The 25794-nt window shown below is 68.3% G+C and carries 21 protein-coding genes and 5 pseudogenes; 14 read left to right on the forward strand and 12 right to left on the reverse strand.

From position 1 onward, the window contains the following. Positions 1–62 precede the first annotated feature (62 nt). The gene (locus QF032_RS38645) at positions 63–1562 is read right to left on the reverse strand and encodes an RICIN domain-containing protein (protein ID WP_307059759.1); all 1500 of its coding nucleotides are present in this window, start codon (positions 1560–1562) and stop codon (positions 63–65) included. 662 nt (positions 1563–2224) lie between these two features. Here QF032_RS38645 and QF032_RS38650 point away from each other — a divergent pair. Further along, positions 2225–4198, forward strand: a complete 1974-nt coding sequence (locus tag QF032_RS38650) for a glycoside hydrolase family 97 protein (RefSeq protein WP_307059762.1) — start codon at positions 2225–2227, stop codon at positions 4196–4198. Positions 4199–4450: 252 nt separating this feature from the next. Here QF032_RS38650 and QF032_RS38655 read toward each other — a convergent pair whose 3' ends face one another. Both QF032_RS38655 and QF032_RS38660 read right to left on the reverse strand, forming a co-directional pair. Then, positions 4451–5251: a maleylpyruvate isomerase family mycothiol-dependent enzyme gene (locus tag QF032_RS38655; RefSeq protein WP_373430514.1), complete on the reverse strand. Its 801-nt coding sequence runs from the start codon at positions 5249–5251 to the stop codon at positions 4451–4453. Positions 5252–5773: 522 nt separating this feature from the next. Then, the gene (locus tag QF032_RS38660) at positions 5774–5986 is read right to left on the reverse strand and encodes a DUF5988 family protein (protein WP_306945106.1); all 213 of its coding nucleotides are present in this window, start codon (positions 5984–5986) and stop codon (positions 5774–5776) included. A gap of 152 nt (positions 5987–6138) precedes the next feature. On the opposite strand from QF032_RS38660, the gene QF032_RS38665 reads away from it, so the two are divergent. The 7 genes and pseudogenes from QF032_RS38665 to QF032_RS38695 all read left to right on the forward strand — a co-directional run bounded on the left by QF032_RS38665 (position 6139) and on the right by QF032_RS38695 (position 13270). Next, complete coding sequence (locus tag QF032_RS38665; RefSeq protein ID WP_307059766.1) at positions 6139–6867, forward strand: PH domain-containing protein; 729 nt, start codon at positions 6139–6141, stop codon at positions 6865–6867. A 723-nt stretch (positions 6868–7590) separates the two neighbouring features. Next, positions 7591–9021 (forward strand): group II intron reverse transcriptase/maturase, encoded by a 1431-nt coding sequence (gene ltrA / locus QF032_RS38670; protein ID WP_307054263.1) that lies wholly within the window; start codon positions 7591–7593, stop codon positions 9019–9021. Between the two features lie 790 nt (positions 9022–9811). Then, positions 9812–10414, forward strand: coding sequence for a hypothetical protein (locus tag QF032_RS38675; protein WP_306945110.1), 603 nt, complete (start codon positions 9812–9814; stop codon positions 10412–10414). Between the two features lie 65 nt (positions 10415–10479). Continuing rightward, positions 10480–10569: pseudogene (locus QF032_RS38680) on the forward strand (polysaccharide deacetylase family protein); the annotation flags it as partial. Positions 10570–10794: 225 nt separating this feature from the next. Then, positions 10795–11067, forward strand: a complete 273-nt coding sequence (locus tag QF032_RS38685; protein ID WP_307049342.1) for an ABC transporter permease — start codon at positions 10795–10797, stop codon at positions 11065–11067. 31 nt (positions 11068–11098) lie between these two features. Beyond that, complete coding sequence (locus QF032_RS38690; protein ID WP_307049344.1) at positions 11099–11866, forward strand: hypothetical protein; 768 nt, start codon at positions 11099–11101, stop codon at positions 11864–11866. Positions 11867–11872: 6 nt separating this feature from the next. Continuing rightward, positions 11873–13270, forward strand: coding sequence for a hypothetical protein (locus QF032_RS38695; RefSeq protein ID WP_307049346.1), 1398 nt, complete (start codon positions 11873–11875; stop codon positions 13268–13270). An 82-nt stretch (positions 13271–13352) separates the two neighbouring features. Here the strand turns inward: QF032_RS38695 and QF032_RS38700 are convergent, their stop codons facing one another. The 3 genes from QF032_RS38700 to QF032_RS38710 form a co-directional block, all read right to left on the reverse strand. Beyond that, positions 13353–14423: a M14 family metallopeptidase gene (locus QF032_RS38700; RefSeq protein ID WP_307059768.1), complete on the reverse strand. Its 1071-nt coding sequence runs from the start codon at positions 14421–14423 to the stop codon at positions 13353–13355. Between the two features lie 9 nt (positions 14424–14432). Continuing rightward, positions 14433–14747, reverse strand: coding sequence for a hypothetical protein (locus QF032_RS38705; RefSeq protein WP_306945121.1), 315 nt, complete (start codon positions 14745–14747; stop codon positions 14433–14435). Between the two features lie 94 nt (positions 14748–14841). Further along, positions 14842–15018: a hypothetical protein gene (locus QF032_RS38710; RefSeq protein ID WP_307050582.1), complete on the reverse strand. Its 177-nt coding sequence runs from the start codon at positions 15016–15018 to the stop codon at positions 14842–14844. A gap of 90 nt (positions 15019–15108) precedes the next feature. Between QF032_RS38710 and QF032_RS38715 the strand changes: the two are divergent. Then, positions 15109–15324, forward strand: a pseudogene (locus tag QF032_RS38715) (NF041680 family putative transposase); the annotation flags it as partial. 72 nt (positions 15325–15396) lie between these two features. Further along, positions 15397–15903, forward strand: a pseudogene (locus QF032_RS40965) (ISAzo13-like element transposase-related protein); the annotation flags it as partial. A 63-nt stretch (positions 15904–15966) separates the two neighbouring features. On the opposite strand, the gene QF032_RS40970 reads toward QF032_RS40965, so the two are convergent. Together QF032_RS40970 and QF032_RS38730 are read right to left on the reverse strand one after the other, a co-directional pair. Then, a complete protein-coding gene (locus QF032_RS40970; RefSeq protein WP_307049350.1) occupies positions 15967–16158 on the reverse strand; it encodes a hypothetical protein in 192 nt (63 codons plus the stop codon). Positions 16159–16403: 245 nt separating this feature from the next. After that, on the reverse strand, positions 16404–17153 hold the full coding sequence (locus QF032_RS38730; RefSeq protein WP_307059770.1) for a hypothetical protein: 750 nt from the start codon (positions 17151–17153) through the stop codon (positions 16404–16406). 108 nt (positions 17154–17261) lie between these two features. Here QF032_RS38730 and QF032_RS40975 point away from each other — a divergent pair. The 3 genes and pseudogenes from QF032_RS40975 to QF032_RS38740 all read left to right on the forward strand — a co-directional run. After that, positions 17262–17410, forward strand: a pseudogene (locus tag QF032_RS40975) (IS256 family transposase); the annotation flags it as partial. Between the two features lie 289 nt (positions 17411–17699). Beyond that, positions 17700–18922, forward strand: a pseudogene (locus QF032_RS38735) (MFS transporter). Between the two features lie 358 nt (positions 18923–19280). Further along, positions 19281–19406, forward strand: coding sequence for an asparagine synthase-related protein (locus QF032_RS38740; protein WP_307050533.1), 126 nt, complete (start codon positions 19281–19283; stop codon positions 19404–19406). Between the two features lie 239 nt (positions 19407–19645). Here the strand turns inward: QF032_RS38740 and QF032_RS38745 are convergent, their stop codons facing one another. Both QF032_RS38745 and QF032_RS38750 read right to left on the reverse strand, forming a co-directional pair. Continuing rightward, complete coding sequence (locus tag QF032_RS38745; RefSeq protein WP_307049357.1) at positions 19646–19963, reverse strand: hypothetical protein; 318 nt, start codon at positions 19961–19963, stop codon at positions 19646–19648. A 405-nt stretch (positions 19964–20368) separates the two neighbouring features. Continuing rightward, positions 20369–24013: a BTAD domain-containing putative transcriptional regulator gene (locus QF032_RS38750; protein WP_307059772.1), complete on the reverse strand. Its 3645-nt coding sequence runs from the start codon at positions 24011–24013 to the stop codon at positions 20369–20371. 186 nt (positions 24014–24199) lie between these two features. Here QF032_RS38750 and QF032_RS38755 point away from each other — a divergent pair, with 186 nt between their 5' ends. Continuing rightward, positions 24200–24610 (forward strand): hypothetical protein, encoded by a 411-nt coding sequence (locus tag QF032_RS38755; RefSeq protein ID WP_307049361.1) that lies wholly within the window; start codon positions 24200–24202, stop codon positions 24608–24610. A 127-nt stretch (positions 24611–24737) separates the two neighbouring features. Here QF032_RS38755 and QF032_RS38760 read toward each other — a convergent pair whose 3' ends face one another. Together QF032_RS38760 and QF032_RS38765 are read right to left on the reverse strand one after the other, a co-directional pair. Continuing rightward, positions 24738–24941 (reverse strand): NAD(P)-binding domain-containing protein, encoded by a 204-nt coding sequence (locus tag QF032_RS38760; protein ID WP_307059774.1) that lies wholly within the window; start codon positions 24939–24941, stop codon positions 24738–24740. 106 nt (positions 24942–25047) lie between these two features. After that, on the reverse strand, positions 25048–25767 hold the full coding sequence (locus tag QF032_RS38765) for a hypothetical protein (RefSeq protein WP_307059776.1): 720 nt from the start codon (positions 25765–25767) through the stop codon (positions 25048–25050). Between the last annotated feature and the right edge of the window lie 27 nt (positions 25768–25794).

Below are 25794 nucleotides of genomic sequence, written 5' to 3' on the forward strand. Positions count from 1 at the left end.
GTGTGAGGCCTGCGCCGGCGAGAGCGGCCTGGGGCGGTTGCAGACAGAGCACGTCCGGACGGTCACGACATCGTCCACTGCTGGCCGGCCGCGTTGGCGCCGGTCAGTTGGACGACGCCGGCGCCCGCCGTGGTGGAGGTGGAGTCCACGCCGATGGTCAGTCCACTGTTGACGTTGACGAGCATGAACTTGGTGCCGGTCAGGCTGCCTACGAGATCGGCAGCGAACTGCTGGTTGGTGCCGCCGTTGCAGGTCCACTGCTGCAGTTGGACGTTCTCCGCGGTGGACCTGCTCGGGACGTCCAGGCACAGACCGCTCTTCACGCTCTTGAGGGTGAAGATGTTGTCCGCGACCCGGTTCAGCGTCCACTTCTGGTTGTCGCCGCCGTTGGACTGCCACTGGATGATCTTGGCGCCGGTCGCGGTGGAACCGCTCGCGACGTCCATCAGCAGGGAGCTGCCCGCGTTGGTGAGCGTGTGCACCGCGTTGGTGGGCACACCGGAGTCGGGCGTCCAGGTGCCCGCCGACGCGTCGAGGGACCAGGTGGGGTACTGGCCGAGGTTCACCGTCGTGCCCCTGATGGTCAGCGGAAGCCAGATCAGCTTCGACTCGCCCAGGTTGCCTGGATCCCAGCGGTCGCCGGCGTAGATGTAGGTGGTGCCGGAGGTGCCCTGGACGGTGATGACGTTCGCCGTCTGGCTGCCGTAGGTGCGGGTGCCGGGAGCGGCGAAGTTGCGGAACGCCGACCACGGTCCGCTCAGTGAGGTGGCGGTCGCGTAGATGTTGTCGTTCAGGCTCCAGCCCGTCAGGTGGGAGCCGAAGACGTAGTACCTGCCGTCGACCTTCACCATGGCGGGCGACTCGACGCTGCCGCCGCTGCCACCGCTGCCCAGGGTCGTCACCAGGCTGCCGACGGAGAGGTAGTCGGCGGAGAGCTGGTAGACGCGCAGGCCGTTGTTGCGGTCCTCGCTCATCAGATAGCCGGTGCCGTCGGTGTCCTGGAACAGGCCGATGTCACGGCTGAGGTTGCCCATCGGCCGGAAGCTGCCCCGGTAGGTGTACGGGCCGCAGGGGGTGCTGCTGGTCGCCACACCGACCCTGGCGTCGGAGTAGTTCCTGCTGTCGATGTGCATGTACATCACGTACGTGCTGGTCGACGCGTTGTAGATGACCTTCGGCCGCTCCACGACCCGGTCCGGTCCCAGGTCGCCGCTGCTCTGCCTGCTCAGGGCCTGGCCCTGGTAGGTCCAGTTGGCGAGGTCGGTCGAGGTGTAGCAGGGGATGTCCTGGAAAGACGTGTCCGTCGACGCCTCACCGGTCTTGTCCTCGCCGAAGCCGTACCAGATGGAGCCGACCCTGACGATGCCCAGCCCGTGCAGCTGGAGGGTGTTGCCGTTCTGGTCGGTCCTGGTGGCGCCCAGGGTGAACGAGACGGTGGCGGCGTGGGCGGTCGCGGCGGGCAACAGCAGAGCCGCGAGGCATCCGATCAGCGTGAGGAACGCGGCGGTGACCGTGTGGCACCGGCCGTGCGGGGGTCTGTGGTGGGGTGCTCGATTCGGCATGCTCTGCCTCTCCTGAGAGGTTCTGACATGACGTCATGACGTCATGACGCAGCGCCAGGAACAGGACCACGTGTCCGGCCGCAGCGAGGCCGGTCGGCTGTGCGGGCCGTGGCACACGGTGTGGGTGCTTGGCGGCACGTTCGACAGGGGCGGGGCCGCGAAGGGTGGCACACGCGGCAGTACGGAAGGGGGGATGGGATGTCCGTCGATCATGACAGCGGCAGGTGCGCTGTGATGTCAAGAGAAAGTGATTGGTTTTGTTTGCGATGAGGGAAGCGGCCCGGCCTCGCGGTACGGCCCCCCGACGGCTTCGCACGGGATGACCACGGGGTATTTCGAAGGGGCGCGGTCCAGCGTGCGGGTCGGGTCGTTGTCCGGTTTCGGGTGCCGTTGGTGGGCAATGGCGTCTTCGGGCGGGCCGGTTGCAGGGCTGGGGCGCGTCACGCAGGTCGAAGCCGGGGGCGTCGAGAGGTGCTCGGCCGAGCGCCGGGATGCGCGCCGCAGGAACTGTTGACCTTTCCCCCGCCCTGACGTACAACTGCCGAAGCGTTGAAAACCGTTTATTACTGTTCGGTTGTGTTAGGGCGTGCGGGCAAGTGGCCATCCGAAACATCCGATGTCCTGGTCCGGCGCGGATCCACTCGATGGAGGGGTGCACTGCCATGCGAATTCCATCAAGCCCGACTGACGCAGAGACGGACCCGGGAGGGCGGCCCCCGGCGCTTTCCCGGCGGGGACTGCTCAAGGGCACGGCGGTCGCCGTCGGTGCCGCCGCGGTCGGAGTCGCTGCGACGGGCACCGCCGCCGCAGCGGACGCCTCGGTCACCGCGTCGGCCCCCGACGGCAGCACCACGATCACGATGTCCCTGACGGGCGGCACGCTGAGCTGGTCGGCCAAGCGCAGGGGCGCGAGCGTCGTCAACACCTCGGCCCTCGGTCTGAAGCTGAGCGACGGGACGATGCTCGGTCGCAGCGGCACGGTCGTCACCAACTACCAGCACTGGACCGTCAACAACACCTGGAGCCCGGTCTACGGCCGCAACGCGACCGTCCGCGACTGGCACCAGGAGATGCGCTGGAACCTCCAGGACACCGCCACCCGCATCAACTTCAGCGTCCAGATCCGCGCCTACCCCACCGGTGTCGCCTTCCGGTACGTGCTGCTGGACAGGGGCGTCGCCACCGTCGCCGACGAGCTGACGACGTTCGTCCTCCCCGACAGCACGCTCGTCTACAGCGCCCGGGACGAGGACGCGTACAACCCGGTCGCCCCGGGCTCGATCCCGTCCACCGGGACCTCCGGCACCGACACCGGCCCGCTGACCGACCTCCCGCTGACGGCCACGTACGCGAACGGCGCTCTGATCGCCTGCATCTGTGAGTCGTCCCGGGTCAACTTCCCCCGCCTGATGCTGAGTTCGGTGTCCGGCCAGCCGAACGCACTGGCCGCCCACCTGATGGAGCACACCGCCCGTGGGGGCGGGACGGTCCAGACGACTTCCACGGTGACCACTCCGTTCGCCACCCCCTGGCGCGCGGTGGTGACCGGCTCCACCCACTCCGAACTGGTCGACAACGCCGAACTGGTCCTCAACCTGGCCCCGGCGAACGTCCTGTCCGACACGTCGTGGATCAAGCCGGGCAAGGTCTTCCGTTGCCAGCTGACCACCGCCGCCGGCCTGGCCGGCGTCGACTTCGCCGTTGCGCGCGGCATGCAGTACATCGAGTACGACTCCGGCTGGTACGGTCCCGAGCGCGGCACCGCCGACGCCACCAGGTCCATCCCCGAGATCGACCTGCCCACCGTCCTCTCCTACGCAGCCGGCAAGGGCATCGGCCTGCTGCTCTACGTCAACCCCATGGCGCTGGCCGACGCGGACAGCTTGTTCGGCCTTTACCGGAGCTGGGGCCTCGCGGGCGTCAAACTCGGCTTCATCAACGACGGCACCCAGGCGATGACGAACCAGATCACCGCCTGGGCGAAGACGGCGGCCAAGTACAACCTGCTGATCGACATGCACGACGACGTTCGCCCGTTCGGCTACGAGCGCACCTACCCGAACTGGGTCAGCATGGAGGGCGTTCGAGGCAACGAGCAGTTCCCGACGGCCTCACACAACGTCACGCTGCCCTTCGCCCGCAACGTCGGCGGACCGATGGACTACACCATCTGCTACGGCCAGTCACGCGACCAGACCACCAACGCCCACCAGATGGCGATGGCGGCGGTGTACTACCAGCCGCTCAACTTCATCTACTGGTACGACTCGCCGTCGAAGTTCTCCAACACCGCGAACTGGCCCGGGCTGCCGTGGTTCGACGCCATCCCCACCACCTGGGACGAGAGTCACACCCTCGCCGGCTCGATCGGCCAGTACGTCGCGGTCGCCCGCCGCAAGGGCGCCGCGTGGTACCTGGGTGCGATGACCAACGAGTCGGCCCGGACGCTGTCGCTCTCGCTGTCCTTCCTCGGCAGCGGCAACTGGACGGCCACGGTCTACGCCGACGGCACACCAGGCGCCTCCGCCTACCAGACCCCCGTAGTGGTGAGCACCCGGACCGTCACCTCGGCGACCGCGCTCGGCATGGCCATGGCACCCTCTGGCGGCCAGGCGGTGATGCTGAAGCCGAGCTGACGCCGGCCCCGCCCCGCGATTGCCCGCTACGACGCCAGCCACGGGGGCCGTCGTGCTCGCGGCTGCCGCAGGGGCTTGGTCTATCCCCTTTGGCCGGGGGAGGGAGGAGTGAGAACCGCCGGCAGTCGGCCGAGCAGGACGCGCCTTGGCGCTTTCGATTGACCGGTGCCATTCCAAGATCGTTGCCGGCGGGGGCGTTCGGGCCGCCGCCATGACGGCTCTCAGCGCCGGGCTTGTCAAGGAACGCCACGGTCAGGGTGCGACGAACAGCGTGGGAAAGCGGGGGGCGAGCCAGGGTTTGCGGCCCCAGGCGAGCACCGCTCCGCGTGCCATGGCCTGCCACGGGCCCAGACGTCCCAGCGCGATGAGGAGGAAGGCGACCGGCTCGGTGAGGATGGTGCAGTCCGAACGCTCCGGCGGGTCAGGAAGTACCTCGACCGTGCCGTCGGTGAACGTGACGCCGAATGGCGCGCCGCCCCGGACGCGCACGGTGTAACGGGCCGTCAGCGTGGAGGAGGCGGTGACGCGCGGCATCGCTGTCTTCAGGAACGGCAGGCACAACCCGACCCGGATCTCGTTGATCATGTGCGGCCGATGCAGCCCGCGGGCGAGATCGTAACCGTGGCCCAGCATGTGGGTCAGCAGGTACGAGGCGAGAATGTCCTGGTCCATCGGACCGAGCGGGGTCGCGAGCGTCCGGCCCGCGGTCCCGTCCGCGACGGCTCGGTCCACCGCGTCCAGGAATACGTCGGCCTGCTCCACGATCATCGCGGCCAGCGGCTTCGCCGTGCGCTCGGGGAACTCGACGAGACTCTGCGCGTTGGCCGCCGCGAGACCGTGCGGCGTGCCGTCTCCGTAGGGGCGCTCCTGGCCGGACGCGAGACCGGCCATCAGGCCGTTGGCCAGCGCCAGGTGGGCGGCCGTCTCGCCGACGGTCCACTCCAACCCCGGTACAGGAACGCTCATGTCCGTCGCGCCGTCCAGGAGCGCGGCGATGGCACTGGCGGTCTCCCGTATCGCCTGACCGAGTCCTTCCGGCAGGAAGTCCCTCATCCTCGCCTGTGCTTCCCGGTCCACGCCGCTCGTTTCTCCTCGTGTCTGCGTGATCACGCACTCGTAACGCGGTACGAAACCAGACCCACCAGTCCAGGGCAAGGGTCTTCGGAGCCCGCGTGTAGGGCGCTTGGAGAACTCCTCGAACTCCGTGTCCCCTCGTCGCGGACGCACTCGGCTGCCACGGGGGGGACCACTACTGGGCTCCGCAACGAGACCGGTGGGACATGGAGCCGATACGCCCCGGGGGATCACGCAAAGCCACCAGCGGGCTGAGTTCCCGGGGAGCCGGCCACAGTTGACAGAAAGGTCGATGAGTTTGCCGGTTGCCTGGAGCCTTGTGTGCGACAAGCCGCCACGTTGGCGGGTCAGGAAACGCCGGATCCCGGAGTCGTGGAGGAGAGTGGGAGGTCAAGGTTGTCGGTGGGTGGGTGTGAGGTTCAGCGTTTCGTTGGTTCCGTTTTCCCTTCGGGTCACTGGAGTGGTTGCTGTGGGGGGATGGGGTGCCGTGGGTGCGTGTGGTTATTCGGCGACGTAGGTGTAGCCGGTCCAGGTGTAGACGTGGAGTTGTTGGTTGTTGTTGGTGATGGTGGTGTGTGTGGGTTCGAAGTGTTCGTAGCGGTTGCCTTTGAGTATTTTGACTTTGGTGGTGGTGTCGGCAATGAAGCGGATGCGGTCTTCGTCGGTGAGTTGGAAGGTGGGTCCGCCTTTGAGTATGGCGTTGGGTTGATGCATGTGGCGTCTCCTTTGAGTGCGGGTGTGGGTGCGGGGTATGTGGGGGGTTTGTTTTGTTGTTGGGGGTGTTGTGGTGTGAGCAGGATAGGAGGGGGTCCTAAACGGGGTCCTTAAGAGACTGTCTAAACTGGGTTGTTCACTAGGCTGGCGATGTGCTGGCGGTGGTGGACTGTCTGGTGCCGGACGGTTTGTGGGGGTTGTTCCGGAACACTGCACGCATGTCGACACCCGAGGCGCAGTTACCGCCGACCACCGCGCGGCCCGCCACCACCGACCGGATCTTCCGGTCGCCCGTCGGCATCGCCACAGGGGCAGTACTGCTTGTTGTCTTCCTGTGGCTCGGCATCAGCACAGTCGTCAGCGCCGAAAGGCGGCACGCCCTGGAGAGCGCTGGCAGGGATGCTGCTGGTCATTCCCCTGTTGATCGCCTTCACCATGCGGCCGGCAGTCTTCGCCGACGACCACCGGTTGCGCTTCGCAACCCGTTTCGCACCATCACCCTGCCCTGGGGCACCGTCTCCGGCCTGCGGGCAGGTCACTCCAACGAGGTCTTCGGCCAGACCGGCGCCAAGTACCAGTTGTGGGCCGTCCCGGTCTCCGTGCGTGGCGTCAGACAAGCCGGCTACGAGCAGCTGAGGATGGTGGAGTCCTCGCTGGTTGCGGGTGGCCAGCCCCTTAACCGCCGAGGGCTGTTCGACGCGGGACGGCCCGATGCGCCAAGCGCGGAGACGGAACGCCTACGGCCGCGGTCCGGCAGAACCACCGACAGTTTGCGTGCCCTCCAGGAGGCAGGCGCCACGACCAAGAAGGGTCAGGCCGGCCAGAGGTGCGCTGGGCATACGAAATCATCGTCCCGGCGGCCGTCGGGTGGGTACTGCTGACCGTGCTGCTCGCCGCGGTCTAGGACTTGTCCGGGCTGTCAAGTTCGCAACCAGATGACCAAGGCTGCTGCTGTGGCGGTGCCGAGGAAGACGTACCCGCGCTTGTCGTAGCGGGTGGGTGCGCCACGAGGCGCCATGGAATCGAGTGAGGTGAGAGACCTTCACCACCGGGTTGTCGTAGCAATCCGGTTGAAGCTGGGGGCAGTTCGGTTCGGGGGATGCCGAGCCGAGCGGTAAGCAGCCCCGACAACGCCGGGACGGGTTGGTACTGCCAGACGACCCGGGTCCGGCTAGCGAGACAGGAAGGTGCACGCGAGAAATCAGTGCCTGACGCCCCGTAATTACGACACCGGCTCGAACCTGGCGGATCTGGGCCGGACGCAGTGCACGACCACCAGCGCTCGTCGGTGGTCGACTCCGAAGCCGACTCTACTCATCGGTGGGGAGGCCACGCCGAAAGTCTGCGGCGTAAGCGTGGCGATGCTGCCGGGGTAGAGCTGGGCACCTCACCTGTCGATCGATTTCGTGGTGAACGTGGGAACTGTCCGCGGTCGCCCTCATATCGGACATCCAGTTCGATCGGGAGCAGGCCCATCGCCGGCTGATGGCCGTCGGGCAGGACGGAGGCTTCGTAGTACTCCGAGGCCGGGAAAGCCGGTCACATGGGGAAGGGGGCCAGCAAGTCAGCAGTAAGGAAACTGGAATGCCAGGAGGCTGTCGCCGGTGAATACCGACGAGCTGGAATGGGCCTTGATGAAGGCCGAACGCCGGGTACTGGAGATCCAGACCAAGCTGCACCGTTGGGCTGCCGATGATTCTCATCGCAGGTTCGACGACCTGTTCAACCTCGTGGCCGACCCTGCCTTCCTGTTGGTGGCGTGGGACCGTGTCCGGGGAAACAAGGGTGCCCGCACGGCCGGAGTAGACGGGAAGACCGCCCGCTCCATCGAAGCCGGGCAGGGAGTCGAGGCGTTTCTCGACAAGCTGCGGACCCAGCTCAGAGACCGCAGCTTCCATCCGGTTCCTGTCCGCGAGCGGATGATTCCCAAGGCGAACGGCAAGCTTCGTCGTCTCGGGATTCCGACCGTGGCGGACCGAGTGGTCCAGGCGTCCTTGAAACTGGTGCTGGAGCCGGTATTCGAAGCGGATTTCCTCCCGTGTTCCTATGGGTTCCGCCCGAACCGCCGAGCTCACGATGCGATCGCCGAGACTCGCTACCTCGCCAGCCACGGATACGAGTGGGTGGTGGAGGGCGACATCACGGCGTGCTTCGACGAGATCGCGCACCCGGCCCTCATGGAGCGGGTGCGGAATCGAATCGGGGACAAACGGGTGTTGTCCTTGGTGAAGGCGTTCTTGAAGTCTGGGATCCTGTCCCGTGACGGAGCCTTCACGGACACACGCACCGGGACCCCGCAGGGCGGGATCCTGTCGCCGCTGCTGGCCAACATCGCACTCTCGGTCCTGGACGAGCACATCGCCCAGGGCCTCGGAGGCCCAGATGGCACCTCCGAGGATCGGCGCAGGAGACGGCGCCGAGGATTGCCCAACTACCGGCTGGTCCGGTATGCGGACGACTTCCTCGTACTCGTCTTCGGGCGCCGAGATCATGCCGAGGAACTACGCGACGAGGTCGCAGAGGCATTGAAGCCAATGGGCCTTCGCCTGTCGGTGGAGAAGACAAAGATCACGCACATTGACGAGGGCCTTGATTTTCTCGGATGGCGCATCCAGCGTCACCGGAAACTTGGCACTGATCGGCAGTACATCTACACCTACCCGGCACGGAAATCAGTACGTTCCGTCACGGGCAAGGTGAAGGAACTGACCGGACGGCAGAACGTCGGCTTGTCGCTGGAGTCCTTGCTCCACCGACTGAACTCGGTGTTGCGAGGATGGTGCGCGTATTTCCGCCCCGGAGTTTCGAACGTCGCTTTCTGTTACCTCAGCCACTACGCGTGGATGAGGGTGACACGATGGATCCGACGCAAGCACCCCGGGATCACTTGGAAACAGCTCCGTCGACGCTATTACGGCGGCGGCTGGTGGCCCGTCACAAAGGAAGCGGAACTGTTCAACCCGGCAAAGGTAAGCACGACCAGATACCGATACCGGGGAAAACTCATTCCGGCTCCGTGGCCCACTACGGCATGAGGAACTGAACACCCCGGAACGGGATTTGTGGAGAGCCCGGTGCCCGGAGACGGGCACGCCGGGTTCGGGAGGCGGCTCGGGGAAACCCACGGGTGGAAACACCAGCAGGGCGCCCCGAGTCGACCTCACCGACCGCCCGGGACTCTTCAGGCGGTTGATCGCCCGTTCGACGGTGTTGCGCTTCTTGTAGCGGTCGGTCTTCGTCGAAGCCGGGCGGCTGTCCGCCGCGCGAGGCCTTTCGCAGGCGCGCGACCTGGCTGTCGGTCTTCTCCGGGATCGTGTGGCCGATGGCCCGGTGCCACTCTCGAGGAAATCGTCAAGGCCTGGCGAGGAACGGCTTCCTTCCCAGCGGGTGGGCCGTGCGCTGCTGTTCACTCAGCTCTCGTCGTCAGCCTCCTCCTGCGCCTGAGACCTCCTCTGGTCCTTGCGGTCACGAAGGAATATCGCGCGCCCATCCAGAACCAGGCGGTGCCTGCCGTGGCAGGGGGGTGGATGAGTTCGTGCTGGCGCTGGCCGCGCGGGGGGCGACGGACCGGTGGGTAGGCCAGTGTCGGCGCGGGATTATGTGGCGGCGTCGTTGTGGCGGCGGGGAGCAAGCGGCGGGTGAAATACGAACGGTGCGGGCCGGCACGACAGTGGGCGTGCTACGTGCCAGACTGAAGAGTGATGGAGACGAACGGGCGTGAGTCCGTGACCGGGCCTCTGACGATCTCCCCAATTCCTTTCAGCACACCCGCCTTTGCCGATCGTGTCACCGGCGCGCTTCGGTGTTACAGGGAGGAAAGCTGCGATGACCATTACCAACAGCCGCATCAAGCGCGGGCTGCCGCCGCGAGCCAGCACCATTATGGATCTGGGGGACGACCACGCCTTGCAAATCCTCGACTTTCCCTCCGGAGTGCGGGCGATCGTGGAAGGCGGACGAGCTGTCGACCAACTCCCCGCCACCACCGGCGACATCGCGCCCCCGCCCGAGGCGGGAGTGCATTTGGCAGGCGAACCGGCCGACTACAGCGAGGGGATCGTCCGCACCACGGGCGAACAAAGCTGGTTCAAGGACACTTTCTGCAACGGTGCCCAAGCCTGTGTGCAGGGCTGGGACTGGGCCATCTGCGGCACGGATCACGCCGTGGGCTACGGGACCGGGATTGCGATGGTCGGAGCGGAAGGGTCGCGCAACGGCACCCTGTTCGTCGACGTGTGGGAGTGCATCTGCGTCGGTCCCTTTTGCATAGGCGGCCACGAGTGCTTCTGGGTGGAGAACTGGCACGGTGCCGTCGTCCCCGGACACTGGTTGTCCGTGAACACGAACGCGCCGGACCGCAAGTGGCTGCGATGGCGTCTCGAAGGGGCCGGCGGCGACACCCAGGTAAGTCTGGCCGCCAAGTACTGACCCTCCTCTGTCGGATGCGCTCGAGCAGGCCCGGCCACTGACACCCTCCGGACCACCGTCACCACGGCGGAGATCGCTCTCGGTCCGTGGCGGCGCTGCGCGGAGTGCTGCCCTGGCTCAGCCGGCAGGGCTGTTCCTTGGGCTTCCCGGTGCGTCGAGGCCGGCGAGAGACCCGCTTGACCTGGGCGTTGAGGGCGCGGAGACTGGTATACGCAGTACGTGTGCAACGTAGGTGTACGTCGAGCACCGCTGCGTCCGCTCGCCCCGCCGAGGGCGCCCGGCGCCGCGGTGGCTCCGGCACCGAGCCCTTGTCGCGAGCCCGGCATCCGTCCGGGGCGGCCTGACGGTTCGTCCCCGGGTGCAGAGAAGGGAGGCTCCAAATGGGCTTCCATGCCTTCCAGGAGGGGCGGCCGGTCCGCAGGCGTTTCTGGGCGGAGATCGCCCTGGGAGCCCTCTCCGGACTGCTCTTCCTCGTCACGCTCATCTGGCGCGACTGGATCGAAACACTCTTCGGCGTCGAGCCCGACGCCGGGAACGGAGCCGTCGAGTGGCTCATCGTGGCCGTCACGGCCCTGGTCACCGTCTTGTGCGCACTCGGCGCCCGGACGGAGTGGCGGCGAACCCACCCGGCCGCGGCGCACGCCTCGCGGTAGCGCGGCCGGCTGAGGCGAGAGGAGGCCCGTCATGCCCGATGGTCCTGAAGATGTGCTGGGACTGGTCCGGCGGACTCCGCTGAGCTTCCTGGGCACGGTCACCCGCGTCGGTGACACACGGCTCGCGGAGGTACCGGCCGGCGAACGCACGGCTGTGGTCAAGGTGGACACGGTGCTGCACGCACCCGACGCCTTCACAAGGCTCGGGGGAAGCGAGGTCACCATTCAGCTGTCGGACGACCTCGATCCGCCGGCCGTCGGCGACGCGGCCGCGTTCTTCACCGACGGAATGGCCTACGGCGAAGGGCTCGCCGTCCGGGAGGTCGGACGCCTGCCCGCCGACGCCGTGGCCCCGAACGTCTCCCGGGTCGCGAGGACCGCCGATGCGATGCCGTTCTCCGCGATCGAGCGCGACATCGAGGACGAGGGCCTGGTCACGCACGCCGACGAGGCGAACGCGGTCGTGATCGCCGTGGTCGTGGGCCTGGAGCAGGCGGGCAGCGGGCGGGCCCCCGACGAGAGGTTCAGCGAGCATGCCCCCGACTGGTGGCGCGCTCAGCTCGACGTGTCTCATGTGGAGCAGGGGGAGCTCGCTCCCGGGCGGATCACGGTGCTCTATCCCAACAGCCGGGACTTCCAGTGGTATCAGGCGCCCAAGCCACAGCCCTCGCAGGAGGGGATGTGGATGCTGCACGCCACCGAGGGAGCGCTGGCTGAGTGGGCCCCGTTCCAAATCCTTCACCCCGGGGACTACCAGCCGGTGCAGAAACTTCAGACGCTGCAGGCGGCACGGAGGTGAGTGGGCATGCCCACGCTCAAAGTCGTCAACATCACTCCCGCCGCGCTGAGCGGCGACCGCAGCCAGGACGCCGAGCCCAACCTCGCGGTCAATCCCGAACGCCCCTCAGAGATCGTCGCGACCGCGTTCACGCCCGACCCCATGGGAGGCCCTCTCGCCCCGATCTACGTGTCGACCGACGGCGGGCAGACCTGGGGTCTCAGGAGCATCGTCCCGGGCGCGGCCGCCGAGACGGGCACCGGGGACATCTCGGTCGGGTTCGCGTCCGAGGGAGGGGCCCTGTACGCGGGCATCCTCAGCGGACGGCACCCGGCCAAGACGACCCGCATGCAGATCCTGCGCTCGCCGGGCATCTCCTCGACGGCTCCGATGGAAGTCCTCGTCACCCGGGACAGGCCGGACCAGCCGTGGGTGGTGGCGGGCAGCGTCCGGCTGCACGACGGCACCCGTGACCGTGTCTACGTCGCCAACAATGACCTGGGTCGGCAGCCGCAGACCGCCGCGGTCGACGTCTCCGACAACGCTCGCACGGCGTCGGCGCCCGCCGGGTTCAAGCCCAGCGTGATCGAGCGGCGCGCGCCGTCCGGCCAGGACGGGCCGCCGGTGCGGATCGCGCTGCATCCCGACGGCACGGTGTACGCGGTCTTCGAGAGCTGGCGCGACGTCGGCGAAGCCGGCGGGGACATCCTGAACATCACGTTCGACGTCGTGGTCACCCGTGACGACGAGGGGGGCGTAGGGCCGAACCCGTTCCAGGATCTGAAGGACGCCGAGGATTCCGAGATCGGCCAGCGGGTGGCGGCAGAACGCACCGAGAGGTTCAACGCCTCCATGGGACAGGAGCGCCTCGGCGGCGATCTCGCCATCGCGGTGGACCCGACGGATCCGGCCGGCGTGTGGGTGGCCTGGTGCGACCGCGGCGGCGCGGCGCCCGGGGTCGGCTGCACGCTGCACGTACGCCACTCCACCGACCACGGGCAGACCTGGTCGGCCGATGCCCGCACCGTCACCGACGCCAAGAACCCGGCGCTCGCGGTCAGTACGGACTCCCTGCTGGGGCTGGCGTACCAACAATTCAAGCAAGGGCAGTGGGTGACGACGCTGGAGCTGACCGGCGACGGCTGGCAGACCCCGGCGGAGCGCCACGTGCTGCACCAGGCGCGGGCGGACGTGCCGCGGGCGCACTTCCTGCCGTACCTGGGCGACTACATCCGGCTGCTCTCGGTCGGCCGGGACTTCTACGGGGTGTTCTCCGGCAACAACACGCCCGACCCCGCCGACTTCCCCGAGGGAGTGACGTACCAACGGCACGCCGACTTCGTCAGCCACCAGCTGTTCGACCTGGACAACGTGACGCGTGTGCCGCCGTCGATCGACCCGTTCTTCTTCCACCGCGCCGCGTAGGCCTGGCTCGCGCCTGACCGCTCTCACCCGGCCCCGGGCGGGAGCGGTCAGGCGCGGGCGCGAGGCTAGGTGACACGCGAGGCTAGGTGACAGCGGTCAGGCAGAACTGCAGCAGGCCGGCGTCGACATCGAGGATGATGCGCTCCATCTCGGGCCACGGCGGGTGGAAGCTCTTGCCCCATTCCACCGTGAAGGCCAGGACCTTGCCCTTGCCCGACTCCATGAGATGGCGCGCGTAGGCGTAGTCGTCGCTGGTTCCGCAGGTCGGATACAGGTCGAAGCCGGGCATCGGGGTGTAGTCCTTGCCGCGTACGCCCTTCGCGCCCCGGCTGAACTGTTCCGCGAGGACGACGGAGTCGTCGGCGTCGGCCTTGGGCACGAACTCCCCGTACAGCAGGTCGTCGGCCAGTCCGCGCTTGTGGTCGAAGTCCGGGTTCTGGAAGTTCCGGCTCGGGTCGAGGGACTGGTTGTCGTCGTCGCCCCAGACGAAGAGCATGTCCTCGGAGTAGCTGTGCAGGTCGACGAACCAGCGGGTGCGCGGGAACCGGTCGAGCAGCCAGCGGACGTTGCGGGTCTCGGGTTCCGAGAAAGGGCTGGGGCCCTGGTACACCTGCTGGGGGTGTGCCGGGTCGGTCGAGACCCGCACCGGAGCGGCCGGGTGGAACGCGGTCCCGAAGTCGAAGAGGAAGTCGTAGTTGCGGTTGATGTCGACGCCGACTCCTGCCGGGTCGCCGCCGGACAGCGCAGGGTTGCGGTTCTTTCGCCACAGGGGGTCGACGGTCTGGCTGTAGTGCCGGCCGTCGGGATTGACCAACGGGAAGACGACGACGTCGAGCCCCTCGAGGATGCCGCGCACCTGGGCGGGTGTGAAGGCGGTGCCGCCGTAGGTGAGTCCGGTGCCGTCGCGGTGGGCCTCCAGGAGGTCGGCCGCAAGGCTGACCAGGATCTCGCAGCTGCCCCATTCGCGGGCGTGCACGCCGCCGATCAGCACGACGGCGTCGTTGACGTCCCGGCCTCCCGTACCGATCCTCAGGGCGTGCGCGGTCCGGCCTTCGACGGAGGGCTCGGGGAGTTCGGTGAGTTCTGCGGCCGGGTAGACAGCGGCCAGACTGGTCACGGCCGACTCGACCTCGGTGACGTTCAGATACGGCATGTGTCCCTCCTAGGCGCGCGTCGCCTTGAGGGCGAGTCCGTGCGGAACCGCGTCCTCGGGAGCGAACCGGTCTCCCTCGCCGACCTCGCTCTGGCGGGCTCTGCCGGTGGCCGTGGCGTCGTCGTGGACGGTGACCACCACGCCCTCGCGGTCGAGGGCCTCGGCCTGCTCGGGCGACACGTAGGCGTCGATGCCGAAGGTGCCGTCCTCACTCCGTCGGACGCCGCCACCGACGTCGGGACGGACCTCGCGCAGAAGTGCTCGCAGCGTGTCGGCGTCCTCGGCCGTGACACGGACGCGGAGGGTGCTGTTCTCGCTGGACATGGCGGCCACTTCCCGGGCGCCGTCGTACTCACCTCGGCGGTGTCGACGACGCACTTGCCGACGTAGGTGTATGTCCGATGTGTACCTCGTGTTCTCAGCGTGCTCTTCCGTCGTGGAAGGCGTCAAGGGGAGGCTCGGACACGCGGCTCAGCAGGCTGTCGAGACCCTCCACCAGACCCCGTTCGCCGTCGTGGTCGGCGAGGCGTGGGACAAGGGCGCGCAGCCGCGGGTAGTCGGCGGCGGGCAGCCGGTGCAGCCCCAGACGCAGCATGAGGTCCGGTTCGCCGGGTCGCCCTCCCAGCCGCTCGTCGCCCTCGCGCCCTCGGTGAAGTCGCCGACGATGGCTTCGCCTCACCCGGCCGCCGCTGCTGACCTCCGCCGCCCCTGGGAGAATGCCGCCGAGCTCGGTCGGCTCACTCCCGCCCGGGTTCGCCGGGAGTTCAGGAACCTCCGCCCCAACTTGCCCTGTCCGGCCCGTGCGCCGACACACAACCGGGCCGGCCCCGGCAGGCCGCGCGGCTCGAAGAACCGACACCCCGCCACCCACTATGACGTGGGCAAAACGGCCAGGAGGCCCGGGACAGGCGTTCGTGGTCCCGGCAGTGCCGACGGGCCCGCACGATCCACGACCAACACCGTTCCACTGCCCACCTGCGCGGCAGGACGACAATCGATCCGCCGCTGGTGGTGCGGCCAGGGCCGCGTCGCCTGCCCGCAGGCGACGCGACTGCTCATCACCGCCGACGCGGGCGGCTCGAACGGCTGCCGCACCCGGGCCTAGAAGCTCGAACTTGCCCGGCTCGCGGCCGAAACAGGACACGATCACCGTCTGCCACCTGCCGCCCGGCACACCGAAGGGGAACAAGATCGAGCACCGCCTCTTCTCCCACATCACGATGAACTGGCGTGGCCGCCCGCTGACCAGCCATGAAGTCATCGTCCAGTCCATCGCCACGACCGCCACCCGCACCGGACTGCGTGTCATGGCCGAGCTGGACACCAGCCTCTACCCCACCGGAGTCCAGATCGGCGACGCGGAGATGGCGTCCCTGCCACTGACCCGACACGCCTTCCACGGCGACCGGACTATGCCCTGCACCCCCAGCCCTGCCGAGCCGTCCCAGCACCCCGGGCTCCGCAGGATCCGGCCCCGGAGTGGGACCACTCTCTCCCGTCCGACCCCGCTCTGATGGCACGTCCCGGCAGCAACTGAGCGCTCTCACCGACACTTTGAGACGGCGACGTCAAGCGCGGCCGCGCGCCCCGGCTCGCCGCCCCCGACCAGGTCCTGGCAGCCATCCTTCACCTCCAGGTCGCCCTGGCCGCGGACCCCCTCGCCGTGCTCTTCGGCAGCAGCCGCACCGCCATGCGCCGCACCCTGCTGAAGATCTGGAGACTGCTCGATGCGCACGCCAAAAGCGTCCCACCGGCGACCACCCCACCCGCTGCCCTCGCGACCCTCCATGCCCGGGTCATCGCCCTGAGCATCGACCCCAACAGCAAGATCAAGACGCCATGTCCCTGGACGAGCCTGTGCTGGCAGTCTGCCCGATCACGGGCGCGGATCCTCTTGCGGAGCGTCGGCCTCCGGAGTCGTGTTGGTCTCCCCGCGGAGTTCCTCCGCGACTTCGTACGCCCGATCCGGGTTGTAGACCGTCATCGTCTTGGCCGGTGAATACAGCGCCATGGCCCGGGGCGTGTACTGGTAGCTGCGGACCCCCCGTGGCGGACAGCCAGCTCGTCGACCGCGCCGACGGGCACGTGCCACAGGGCAGCCAGGTGTGATCGCGTCCACCATTCCTCCGGGCATGCGAAGTACCGGTCGACCTTCGCCAGGTACTCCACCGCTACATCAGCCGAACCGAGTTGGCTGGTCAACCAGGCGAGCAGTGCCTCTGCGCCTATCCGGGACATCGGGGCCTGAAACCCCGGCGCGCACTGCACCGTCCCGCCACGCGTGTGCAACACCACTTGGAGCGACTTTCGTTGGCCCAGCCTGAGCTCTTCGACGACGACGATGCGTCGCAGATCAGCCGCAGCGACGGTCGACGAACGCAGGGAGCGCGCGATCACGAGTTGTTTCGCATTCCCCTGAGGGCGGAACTCGATCCACCGCACCATCGTGGCCGACACGGTGAACGTCAAGGCCAGGGCGAGCCCGATCACGGCCAGGGCTGTCAGCCCGAGACCGGCCCAGACGATGGCCCATAGCAAGCCGGACTCCGTGAGCAGGGCGATCACCAGCATCGGCAGCAGCAGGGGGGTCGCCACCCACAGCGGGACCATGACGCTCCCGCCGAGCGTGACACCGAACTCCCGGACTCGACTTGGCACGAACACCAGCCGACCACCCGCTGCCGTGGCGGACACAACTCCCGCCAGCGGGTTCGTGCTTCGAGTGACCATGGGGCAAATATAGGTATCAGTCGAGACACGCGTAAGAGGTCTGAACAGCACGGCAGTTCAACGTCCGAAGAGGAATCCGCCCACGCCCTCCTCCCGTCCCGCCACGTGGTGGCGAGGACTCACAAACTCGTCGAGTCCGCCCAGCAGCGGTGGCGGGCCGTGAACGCACTCCACCTCGTCGCTCTCGTCAGCGTCAGCGCCGGCGCAAGCTTCGAACGCGGCCGCTCGTCGAACGCCCCAAACTTCTCGCAGCATGACAGGCCCGCTAACAAGGGCCTTCTTGCTCGCAGGCCGTCGGTCCGCGTGCAGGAAAAAGGCCCGGTACTCCGGGGCCTGCCCAGGGCGCGCACGACCTGCGCGGCTGCGGGAATTCACCGAGAGATCCCCGCTCAACCCTGTGACCTGCGAGAACCACCGCGGAGCACGTGAGCGGCTTTGCGACGTCACCCGCGGAGGCGACGTTGATGTCGGAGATCTGCCAGCCTTTGTTCCGCTCCGCCTGTTGAACTGATCACGCAAGAGCACACTCATCACAGGACGGAATCCATGGCTGCATCCACCACCGCCACCACGCACGACCTGGGTGGGGCGGCCTTACCGCCTCGCTCCCCGGTGATCGGATGGCTGGCCGTCGTCGCGGTGACGCTGGGCATCTTCTCCATCGTCACCACGGAAATCCTTCCGATCGGGCTGCTGACCAAGATCGGGGCCGGCTTCACCATCTCTGACGGCATGGCCGGTCTGATGATGACCATGCCCGGCCTCCTCGCAGCGATCGCCGCGCCCGTCGTCACGGTGGCGACCGCGCGGATCGACCGCCGCCTGATGCTGTGCGTCTTCATGATCCTTCTCGCCGTCGCCAACTTCCTGGCCGCGGCAGCACCCGCCTACTGGATGGTCCTGCTCTCCCGCGTCCTCGTCGGCATCGTCATCGGCGGCTTCTGGTCCATCGGCGCCTCCCTGGCCGAACGCCTGGTACCCGCCGAATCCGTCGGCCGGGCCACAGCGGTGATCTTCTCCGCCGTCCCCCTCGGCTCCGTATTCGGCGTGCCCGCCGGCGCCTTCATCGGCGACCTGGCCGGATGGCGCACCGCGTTCATCGCCATGGGCGCCCTCACCGTCGCCGTGCTGATCATGCTGCTGATGGTCATGCCGCCCCTGCCGCCCCGCCGGACGACCCGCCTGACCGTGCTGCGCGGCATGCTCAACAGCGTCGCCACCCGCGTCGCGCTGCTGCTGACCGTTCTGGTCGTGCTGGCGCACTTCGCGACCTACACCTACGTCACACCGTTCCTCGAGGAGGTCACCGACGTCAGCTCCGGGCTGATCACCGTCTTCCTGCTCGTCTACGGCGCGGCGGGCATCCTCGGCAACTTTCTCGGCGGCTCACTGGTCGCGCGCCACCCGCGCGCCACCTTCGGCACGGCCGCCGGCATGATCGCGGCCGCCACGTTGCTCCTTCCCGTGCTGGGGCAGTGGAAAGCCGGAGCCGTCGCTCTCCTCATCGTCTGGGGCGTGGCCTACGGGGCCGTTCCCGTCTCGTCCCAGACCTGGTTCACCAAGGCGAGCCCCGACACCCCCGAAGCCGCGTCCGTCATGTTCACCGCTTCCTTCCAGGCCACGATCTCCCTCGGCGCCCTGCTCGCTTCGCCGTCGACGCCGGCTCACCCTCGACGGTCATGACCCTGGGCGGCATGACAGCCGCACTCATGGTCATCGCCGTATGGGCCCACCACGCCCGACGCCTTACCTGGCCCGACAACACCTGATCCCACACGGCCACCGGTGAACCGCCCGGCACGCCCCGGACCCGCCGAACCGCGTACGGCCCCGCAGCGGCCGATCTCGGACGGCGATCCTCGCCAACCCCGATATCCCGCGCCGCGTCAACGCCGACGGTCTCAGTGAGATCCTCGACATGGTCAGGCCCCCCGAACACGCCATCTTCACCGGCATGTTCGAGGTCCGTCCCGGCCATTTCATCCGTGTGCGCCGCAAGGGACCGACCAAGCACTGGTACGGGGCCCTGGAGGCCAAGGAGCACATCGACCCCCGGACCGGACGATCCTCACCGTATGAGAACTCCTCGAGGACATCGTCTCCCGGCAGCTCATCCCCGTCGTTCCCCTGTGCAGCCTGCTGTCCGGGGGCCTGGACTCCTCGGCCGTCACCGCCCTGGCCGCCAAGGCGCTCAAGGACCAGGGCGCGCCGGCCCGTCCGGTCCTTCTCGGCCGGTTTCGTCGGCGCAGTTGAGAACGGCCGACGACTCCGGCGACGTCCTCGCCTGACGCCACGGACAGCGGGCACGCACAGCGCAGGAAAGGGGCGGCTGTCCGGGTCTCCCGGGCGGCCGTCCCTCACCCACTCATACGTGTGTATTGCTTCTGGTACGGGCCGCAGCGATGCGAGCGGTGAACGCCGGCCCTTCTCAGCCGCGTGCGGCTGCCCGCAACCGTTGTCGGTTGCGGGCAGCCCGCCCCTCAGCGTGCGGTTCAGAAGTCGATACAGACCGGGCCCTGGTTGACGTTGACCAGGCCGACCTGGGTGACGGCTGCGTTGCAGTCGAAGTTCACGTCGTCGCCACCGCCCTTGTTCTCACCTGCTTCGTCGAGAGGGCCGAAGTTGATGCAGACCGGGCCCTCGTTGACATTCACCACTCCGAGCTGCGTGGTGAAGTCGTTGCACTGCCCGTAGGGAGCCGGCCCTTCGCCCCGCTCGGAGTGGTCGTTGGCCGAGGCGATGCCGGGACCGGCCATCACCGCGGCAGCAGCAAGGGCAACGCCCGCGAAGGTCTTACGGAAGGACAGCATGATGTATCTCCAATGAGTGGAGGTCAGGGACACAGCAGACTCCACCAGCATCCGCCTCCACTCGCATGCCGTGATACGCCACTTGGACCGCTGGACGCCCCGATGCGCTTCCTTGATGACCCGGCGCCGGTGGCGGTGACGGCCTGGGGCGCGGCGCTGCGCTGCTTACGACGGGCTCGGGCACGGGACCGGTGCTGTTGTCAGCAGATCCGGGGACGCGACTCGGCCAAGTGGGTGCCTCGTCTGGCGGGCGCCGCCGGTCATCCTGAGTCTGGGTTCCGCAGCCCGCGGCCGCAGGGACATCCATGTCCTGTACTCCAGCCGGGGGCTGCCCGCACCCGCATCCCCCACGCGAGGAGAGCCATCATGCCCACAGGCGCGGTGGACTTGTGTCATTCGGCACCCTCAGGTTCCGGTTGTCGCAGGCGGGGGTTGGACGGCGATTCGGTGGTGTTCCTGATCGGCCAGCTCGGACAGGGCGAGGGCTCCGCAGGTGACGGACAGAGATTTGGCTTGTTCCAACTGGGCGAGTCCTTCGGTCTGGCGGCCGAAGGCAGACAGCGCGGTACCGGCCGTCAGCCGGGCCATGCCCTCGTTGAGGAGCATGCGAGCCGCGCGAAACTCGGTAGCAGCCTCGCACGCGGTGGGGCCCGCTGCCGGATTCTGCCGGGCGAGTTGTACCTCGGCGCGGGCCAGCAATGCGAAACCGCGCCGACCGGGCGGTCCGTCAGAGGTTGCGGCAGCGGCAGCGCGGTCCGCCCATCCTTCGGCAGCCGTCACGTCACCCAGAGCCAGTTGGGCGACAGACAACAGCCGGAACCACATAGGGCGGACCGGGGCTTCGAACCCGAACAGGTGCGGGCCGCCGCCCGCTTCGAGCACCTTGCTGACACAGCCCTTCGGATCGTCGTTGAGCAGCAGCGTCTGCCCGAGCATCCCGACCATCGCCGACCGGTGCGCGCCCAGTGCAGGGCCGTCAGGCGACAGCGACTCCTCACAGATCTTCAGTGCCTCGGCGAAGTCTCCCCGCCACATCGCGACCGCCGCGCTCACCACCTCGGCCAGCGAGCGCGGCTCGCTGCTGCCGACGAGTGAGGCCGCCTCCAGCGCGTCGCTCGCATATGTCGCCGCCTCGTCCAGCCGCCCGAGCCACATGTAGGTGTACGCGGAGGCGGCGAACAGGTCCGCGAGCACGAGGCTCTGGCCGGTGCGGCGTGACACTTCCAGGCCTCTGTCGAGATGCCCCAGTGCGGCGTCGTACCGTTCGTGGAGCATCTCCGTCCAGCCCGTCATGACGAGGGTGTCCATCTGCCCGGCCAGCTGCTGGTCGTCGGTGTCGTCGAGGGTTGCCGCCACCAGGTCGAGGTAGTCGGTCGCCCGGGCGTCGCCGGCGCAGGTATGCGCCAGTGCCAGCAGAGCGCGGACGGCGGTGGCCTGCGGCGGGTCGCCGATGCGTTCCGAGGAGCGCAACGCGCGTTCGCCCCAGTCGACGGCGGTGGAGAAGTCGTTCGTGCGGAGCGCGACCACTGCGACCCCCAACTCCAGCGCGGCGGTCTCCGGCGTCAGCCGGCCCTCGTGATCGGCCAACTCCCGAAGCAGCAGAGCCGTGGCCTCTTCGTACCGGCCGAGCGCCCACTCCATGGTGGCTCGTAGGGCAGTCACCCGGGCCCGCTGACCCCGGGCCGGCGCGGGCAGGAAAGAGGAGGCCGTGCGCAGGACGTCACGGCTTTCCAACACACGTCCCGCCATGCCCAGCGCATTGGCCTGCTGGATCCACAGTTCGGGCCGTAGCCGACTCTGCGTGCCCAGCAACCGCAAGGCTTCGTGTGTCCAGTGCGCGGCGGTGGCCGGTGCGACCGTCATCACCTGACGGGCGGCCCGTACAAGTACGTCGACGGCGCGTTCGTCTCCTACGCGCGCCGAACGCTGCACATGCGACGCCTGGACGGTCAGCGGTGCGCCGCGCAGCGCCAGGCCGACCGCGGCCCGGGCATGCGCCTCGATCCGCCAACCGCCGCCCGCTCCTTGGTACACCGCTGCCCGCACCAGCGGATGGCGGAACTGGAACTGCCGCGTGGAGCCGATCTGGCGTATGAGGTCCCTCTCCGCGGCCTCGTCCAGAGCGGCGAGGGCCTGCGTCTCACCGGTCTGGGCCACGACTGCCACCATGTCGGCTTCGAAGGAGTCGCCGAGCACCGCGGCCGCCTCTGTACAGACCCTCGCAGTGGCCGACAGACCTCCCAGTTCCTCCAGCAGTGCGGCATGCACCGACTGTGGCAGATCGCCGGCGACAGGGGCCGGGACAGCCGACGGGCTTTCGTGTGCGACGCTCCGGGTCAGCGCCTCGAGGTAGAAAGGGTTGCCGCCACTGGCCTCGTACAGCCGTTGGAAACGCCAGTGATCCCTCCTGGCCCCGCACAGCTCCGCTCCCTCGGCTGGGGACAGCGGACCCAGCTCAACCCTGGCCACTCTTTGCTGTGTTCCCGCCCGGGCCAGAGCTGCGGCCAGTCGCGGCGGGGCCTGCCGGGGCCGGTAGGCGAGGGCCAGCAGCAGTGGTGTCCTCGGCGGGTGCCGTACCAGATGGTCGATCAGCTCGGCTGTACCGTCGTCCGTCCACTGCAGGTCGTCCAGGCTGAGCACGAGCCCGCCGTCGGCACTCAGCGCCTCCAGTAACGTCCGTACCGCCCGGTGGAACCAGTACCGTTCGACCGTCACCGGATCGGGGCCGGTCGGGAGACGCTCACTGAGCGCGGGGAAGACGGTGCTCAACAGGGCCAACGCGCCGGACGGTGAGCCATCCTGCCGGAGTCTTCCGGAGTCCAGGTTGCCGAGGTGGTCGTCCAAGGCGTCCACGAACGCACCATACGGAGCCCGGTCGAACTCCACGCTGCGGCCGGCCAGGGACACGAAACCGCGCTGTCTCGCCCGCTCCTCCAGTTCGCCGAGCAGCCGTGTCTTGCCGATACCCGGTTCTCCGACTACCTCGACCACCCCTGGCACACCGGCAAGGGCATCCTCGATCGCCCCGTCGAGAACCGCCAACTCCGCTGCCCGGCCGATCAGGCGGTTACCCGTCCTGGGGCGCTGCGGTGTCTGCGGACCGGGCAGGACAACGTCGAACCGTGCCGTGGGGCCCGGGTGGGGTGCGGGTAACTGGCGCGGCACGAGGGCGGGTGCAGAGCCCGTGGCGCGCCCGGCGGGTGGGACGTTCAGTGCGGGGTCGGTGGTGAGGATCTGCTGGTGCAGTTGCCGCAACGGGACGCCGGGATCACAGCCGAGTTCTTCGGCCAGCAGCAGCCGGATTCGCCGGTACTGGCTGAGGGCGTCGGCCGGGCGGCCGGAGCGGTACAGGGCAAGGATGAACTGGCCGGCCAGCCGTTCGTCCAGTGGGTGCCTCTCGATCCGGGCGGACAACTCGCCCAGCAATCCGCTGTGGTGACCGCGGCGGAGCCGAACGTCGGTGTGGTCGAGTTCGGCAGCGAGCCGGTCCCGGTCCACGGCATCGCGGAGGGCGTTGATCCAAGGGGTGTCCAAACCCGCGAAGGCGTTTCCCCGCCAGAGGCCGAGTGCCTGCCCGAACAGGGCCGCAGCCTGCTCGTCCTGCACACTCCGCGCGGCTGCCCGAGCCCGGGCGACAAGGTCGTAGAAACGGTGCAGGTCCACTGCCGTCGCTTCGACGTCGAGGACATAGCCACCGGATCGCCGGACGATATCCACACCCTCGGTGACGGCCAGAGCCTGCCGCAGACGGGAGACATAGCCGTAGAGCGTGTTCCGGGCCCGCTGCGGAAGACGGTCGGCCCAGACGCGGTCGACAAGCTGGTCCACCGAAACCACCTGGTTGGCGTCGACGAGCAGCACGGCCAGCACACCCCGCTGCCGGGCGTGGCCCAGATCGACGATTCGGCCGTCCACGCGCGCCTCAACGCTGCCGAAGACAGCGAACTCAACCCCCACCGTGCCCCCCGAGTTTCGAGACCACCCTGGCACAGCGCCTTCGACCAGCCAATTCAATGTTCGTCCAAGGTTAGCCGATGGCCCGGCGCGCACCTTGGTACACGACAGAGAACAACGCGACGGACACCCCCAAAGGCCCCGCCCCGGCAGCACAGCGGACGGACGAGCCCGACGAGGGGGAGTCGGCGAACCCGGGATGGAGCCGTGCCTTCGCAGAAGCCACCCCGGACACGCACAGACCCAAACAGCGGCACCACTCACGGAAGAAAAGGACCCACCATGCGAAATGACGCCATCAAGGGCGCGCTGCGGCTACTGGCCACGGCAGTCACTGCTGCCGGCCTGCTGGTTACGTTCACCGGCACCGCCCACGCCTCGGGCGGAACCTTCTCGGGCCGTACCGCCAACGGTTGCGGAACCGCCTCCGGCACCTACCACTGGTACGAGACCATCCAGTACAACGGCAAGCAGGCCTACAAGACCGACTGGGACATGGCGGTCGTTGACCACTGTTCGAGCGACGGGGTGAGCGAAGGCCTCTACACCAAGTACTCGAAGTGGAACGGCTCCGCCTGGACCAACGACGGCAAGTTCCACAAAATCAAGCCTGCGGATCACGCCAAAGACGTGGCCGATGTCCGCCTGTACATTTGCCACGTCGGAGACGCCGACAGCTGCGTGATGCTGTAGGGCTGACGCACGCGCCACCCGGCCCCGCCACTGGGCCACTTCGCGGCTACGCGGTCCGCGTCTGCCTGGGAGGGGCGGGCCGCGTGCACTTGTCAGACGCACCACACCATGATGGGCTCGCCCGGCATCACGTCGGGCGGGCCGGGACGATGACATCCCGTCCCTGGACGGCGTCGGCGAGGTCCGCCGCTCGGGCCCCGGTCTCCGGCACGTCCGCCCGGACGGCCTCGGGGCCGCGGGCACCGGCCCTCTGGGCGTCGTGACCGGCCGTGCTGAGCTTGGCGGCGAGATTCCCGCCGACGGCGCCGGCGCCTCTGACAGTAATTTTCATGAGGTGTTCCTCGAGAGGTCGTGCCGCCTCCCGAGGGCAGCGCGATGTGATGGCCGTGTGGTGACGCCACGCGGTGTTGCGGGGGTCGGGCGGGGTGTCCGGCGTTCTAACGGACGGGGAATGTGTCCCCTGCCGGATTGCCGACGATCCCTTCCAGCTCCTGCCGCACGCCAGGGTCGATGCCGCCTCTGCTCCAGTACCACCTGCACAACTGCGGCACCTGCGCCGTGTGTGCGTCGTACCAGGCGAACGCGGTGCAGTGGGTGGCGAAGGCGTGGGCACCGAGCACGTTGAACTCGGAGAAGCCCCGAGGCGGCCGACCCGCCACATAGCGGTCCAGCGGCATTCCGTGACGCTCCAGGGACAGGGCGCGCACTTGCGCATAGAGTCGGCGCGGGTAGGTGAAGGGCGGCTGCTGCATGAAGTCGTAGGCGACCGGCCGGCCCAGGAACTCCTCCGTCGGGGCGACCCAGGGCCGGTGCCGGCCGAGCTGGGAAACCGCCCGGCGGACGATCCACGGGCGGCCGCCGTCCAGAAGGTCTGCGGGGGAGACGGGGCGGGTGAAGATGACATCCGAGTCGACGTGGCAGATGAGGCCGGCGGCCGTGAACTCGTCCGCGTACAGCTTGCTCACCTGCTGCCCCAGGTAGTCGTCCCGGTAGTCCGGGCAGATCTCCAGACGTACGTCGCCGCCGACCGCTCGGCGCACAGCGGCCGATCCGGTGCGCGGGGTGATCACGACGACTTCGGCGAACCCGTGGCACCACGTCTCGATGGCCGCCAGCGCGTACCTCAGCCACGGGACATCCCGGTGGTAGGTGCGCACGAGAAGGGCGGTCCGTTCGCTACAGTG

The organism is Streptomyces achromogenes (assembly GCF_030816715.1).
GTDB lineage: Bacteria > Actinomycetota > Actinomycetes > Streptomycetales > Streptomycetaceae > Streptomyces > Streptomyces achromogenes_A.

Coding starts and splice junctions, on each gene's coding strand:
- QF032_RS38645 (WP_307059759.1), bottom strand. CDS start 1,562: ATGCCGAATCGAGCACCCCACCACAGACCCCCGCACGGCCGGTGCCAC.
- QF032_RS38650 (WP_307059762.1), top strand. CDS start 2,225: ATGCGAATTCCATCAAGCCCGACTGACGCAGAGACGGACCCGGGAGGG.
- QF032_RS38655 (WP_373430514.1), bottom strand. CDS start 5,251: ATGAGGGACTTCCTGCCGGAAGGACTCGGTCAGGCGATACGGGAGACC.
- QF032_RS38660 (WP_306945106.1), bottom strand. CDS start 5,986: ATGCATCAACCCAACGCCATACTCAAAGGCGGACCCACCTTCCAACTC.
- QF032_RS38675 (WP_306945110.1), top strand. CDS start 9,812: ATGACCATTACCAACAGCCGCATCAAGCGCGGGCTGCCGCCGCGAGCC.
- QF032_RS38685 (WP_307049342.1), top strand. CDS start 10,795: ATGGGCTTCCATGCCTTCCAGGAGGGGCGGCCGGTCCGCAGGCGTTTC.
- QF032_RS38690 (WP_307049344.1), top strand. CDS start 11,099: ATGCCCGATGGTCCTGAAGATGTGCTGGGACTGGTCCGGCGGACTCCG.
- QF032_RS38695 (WP_307049346.1), top strand. CDS start 11,873: ATGCCCACGCTCAAAGTCGTCAACATCACTCCCGCCGCGCTGAGCGGC.
- QF032_RS38700 (WP_307059768.1), bottom strand. CDS start 14,423: ATGCCGTATCTGAACGTCACCGAGGTCGAGTCGGCCGTGACCAGTCTG.
- QF032_RS38705 (WP_306945121.1), bottom strand. CDS start 14,747: ATGTCCAGCGAGAACAGCACCCTCCGCGTCCGTGTCACGGCCGAGGAC.
- QF032_RS38710 (WP_307050582.1), bottom strand. CDS start 15,018: ATGCTGCGTCTGGGGCTGCACCGGCTGCCCGCCGCCGACTACCCGCGG.
- QF032_RS38730 (WP_307059770.1), bottom strand. CDS start 17,153: ATGGTCACTCGAAGCACGAACCCGCTGGCGGGAGTTGTGTCCGCCACG.
- QF032_RS38745 (WP_307049357.1), bottom strand. CDS start 19,963: ATGCTGTCCTTCCGTAAGACCTTCGCGGGCGTTGCCCTTGCTGCTGCC.
- QF032_RS38755 (WP_307049361.1), top strand. CDS start 24,200: ATGCGAAATGACGCCATCAAGGGCGCGCTGCGGCTACTGGCCACGGCA.
- QF032_RS38760 (WP_307059774.1), bottom strand. CDS start 24,941: ATGAAAATTACTGTCAGAGGCGCCGGCGCCGTCGGCGGGAATCTCGCC.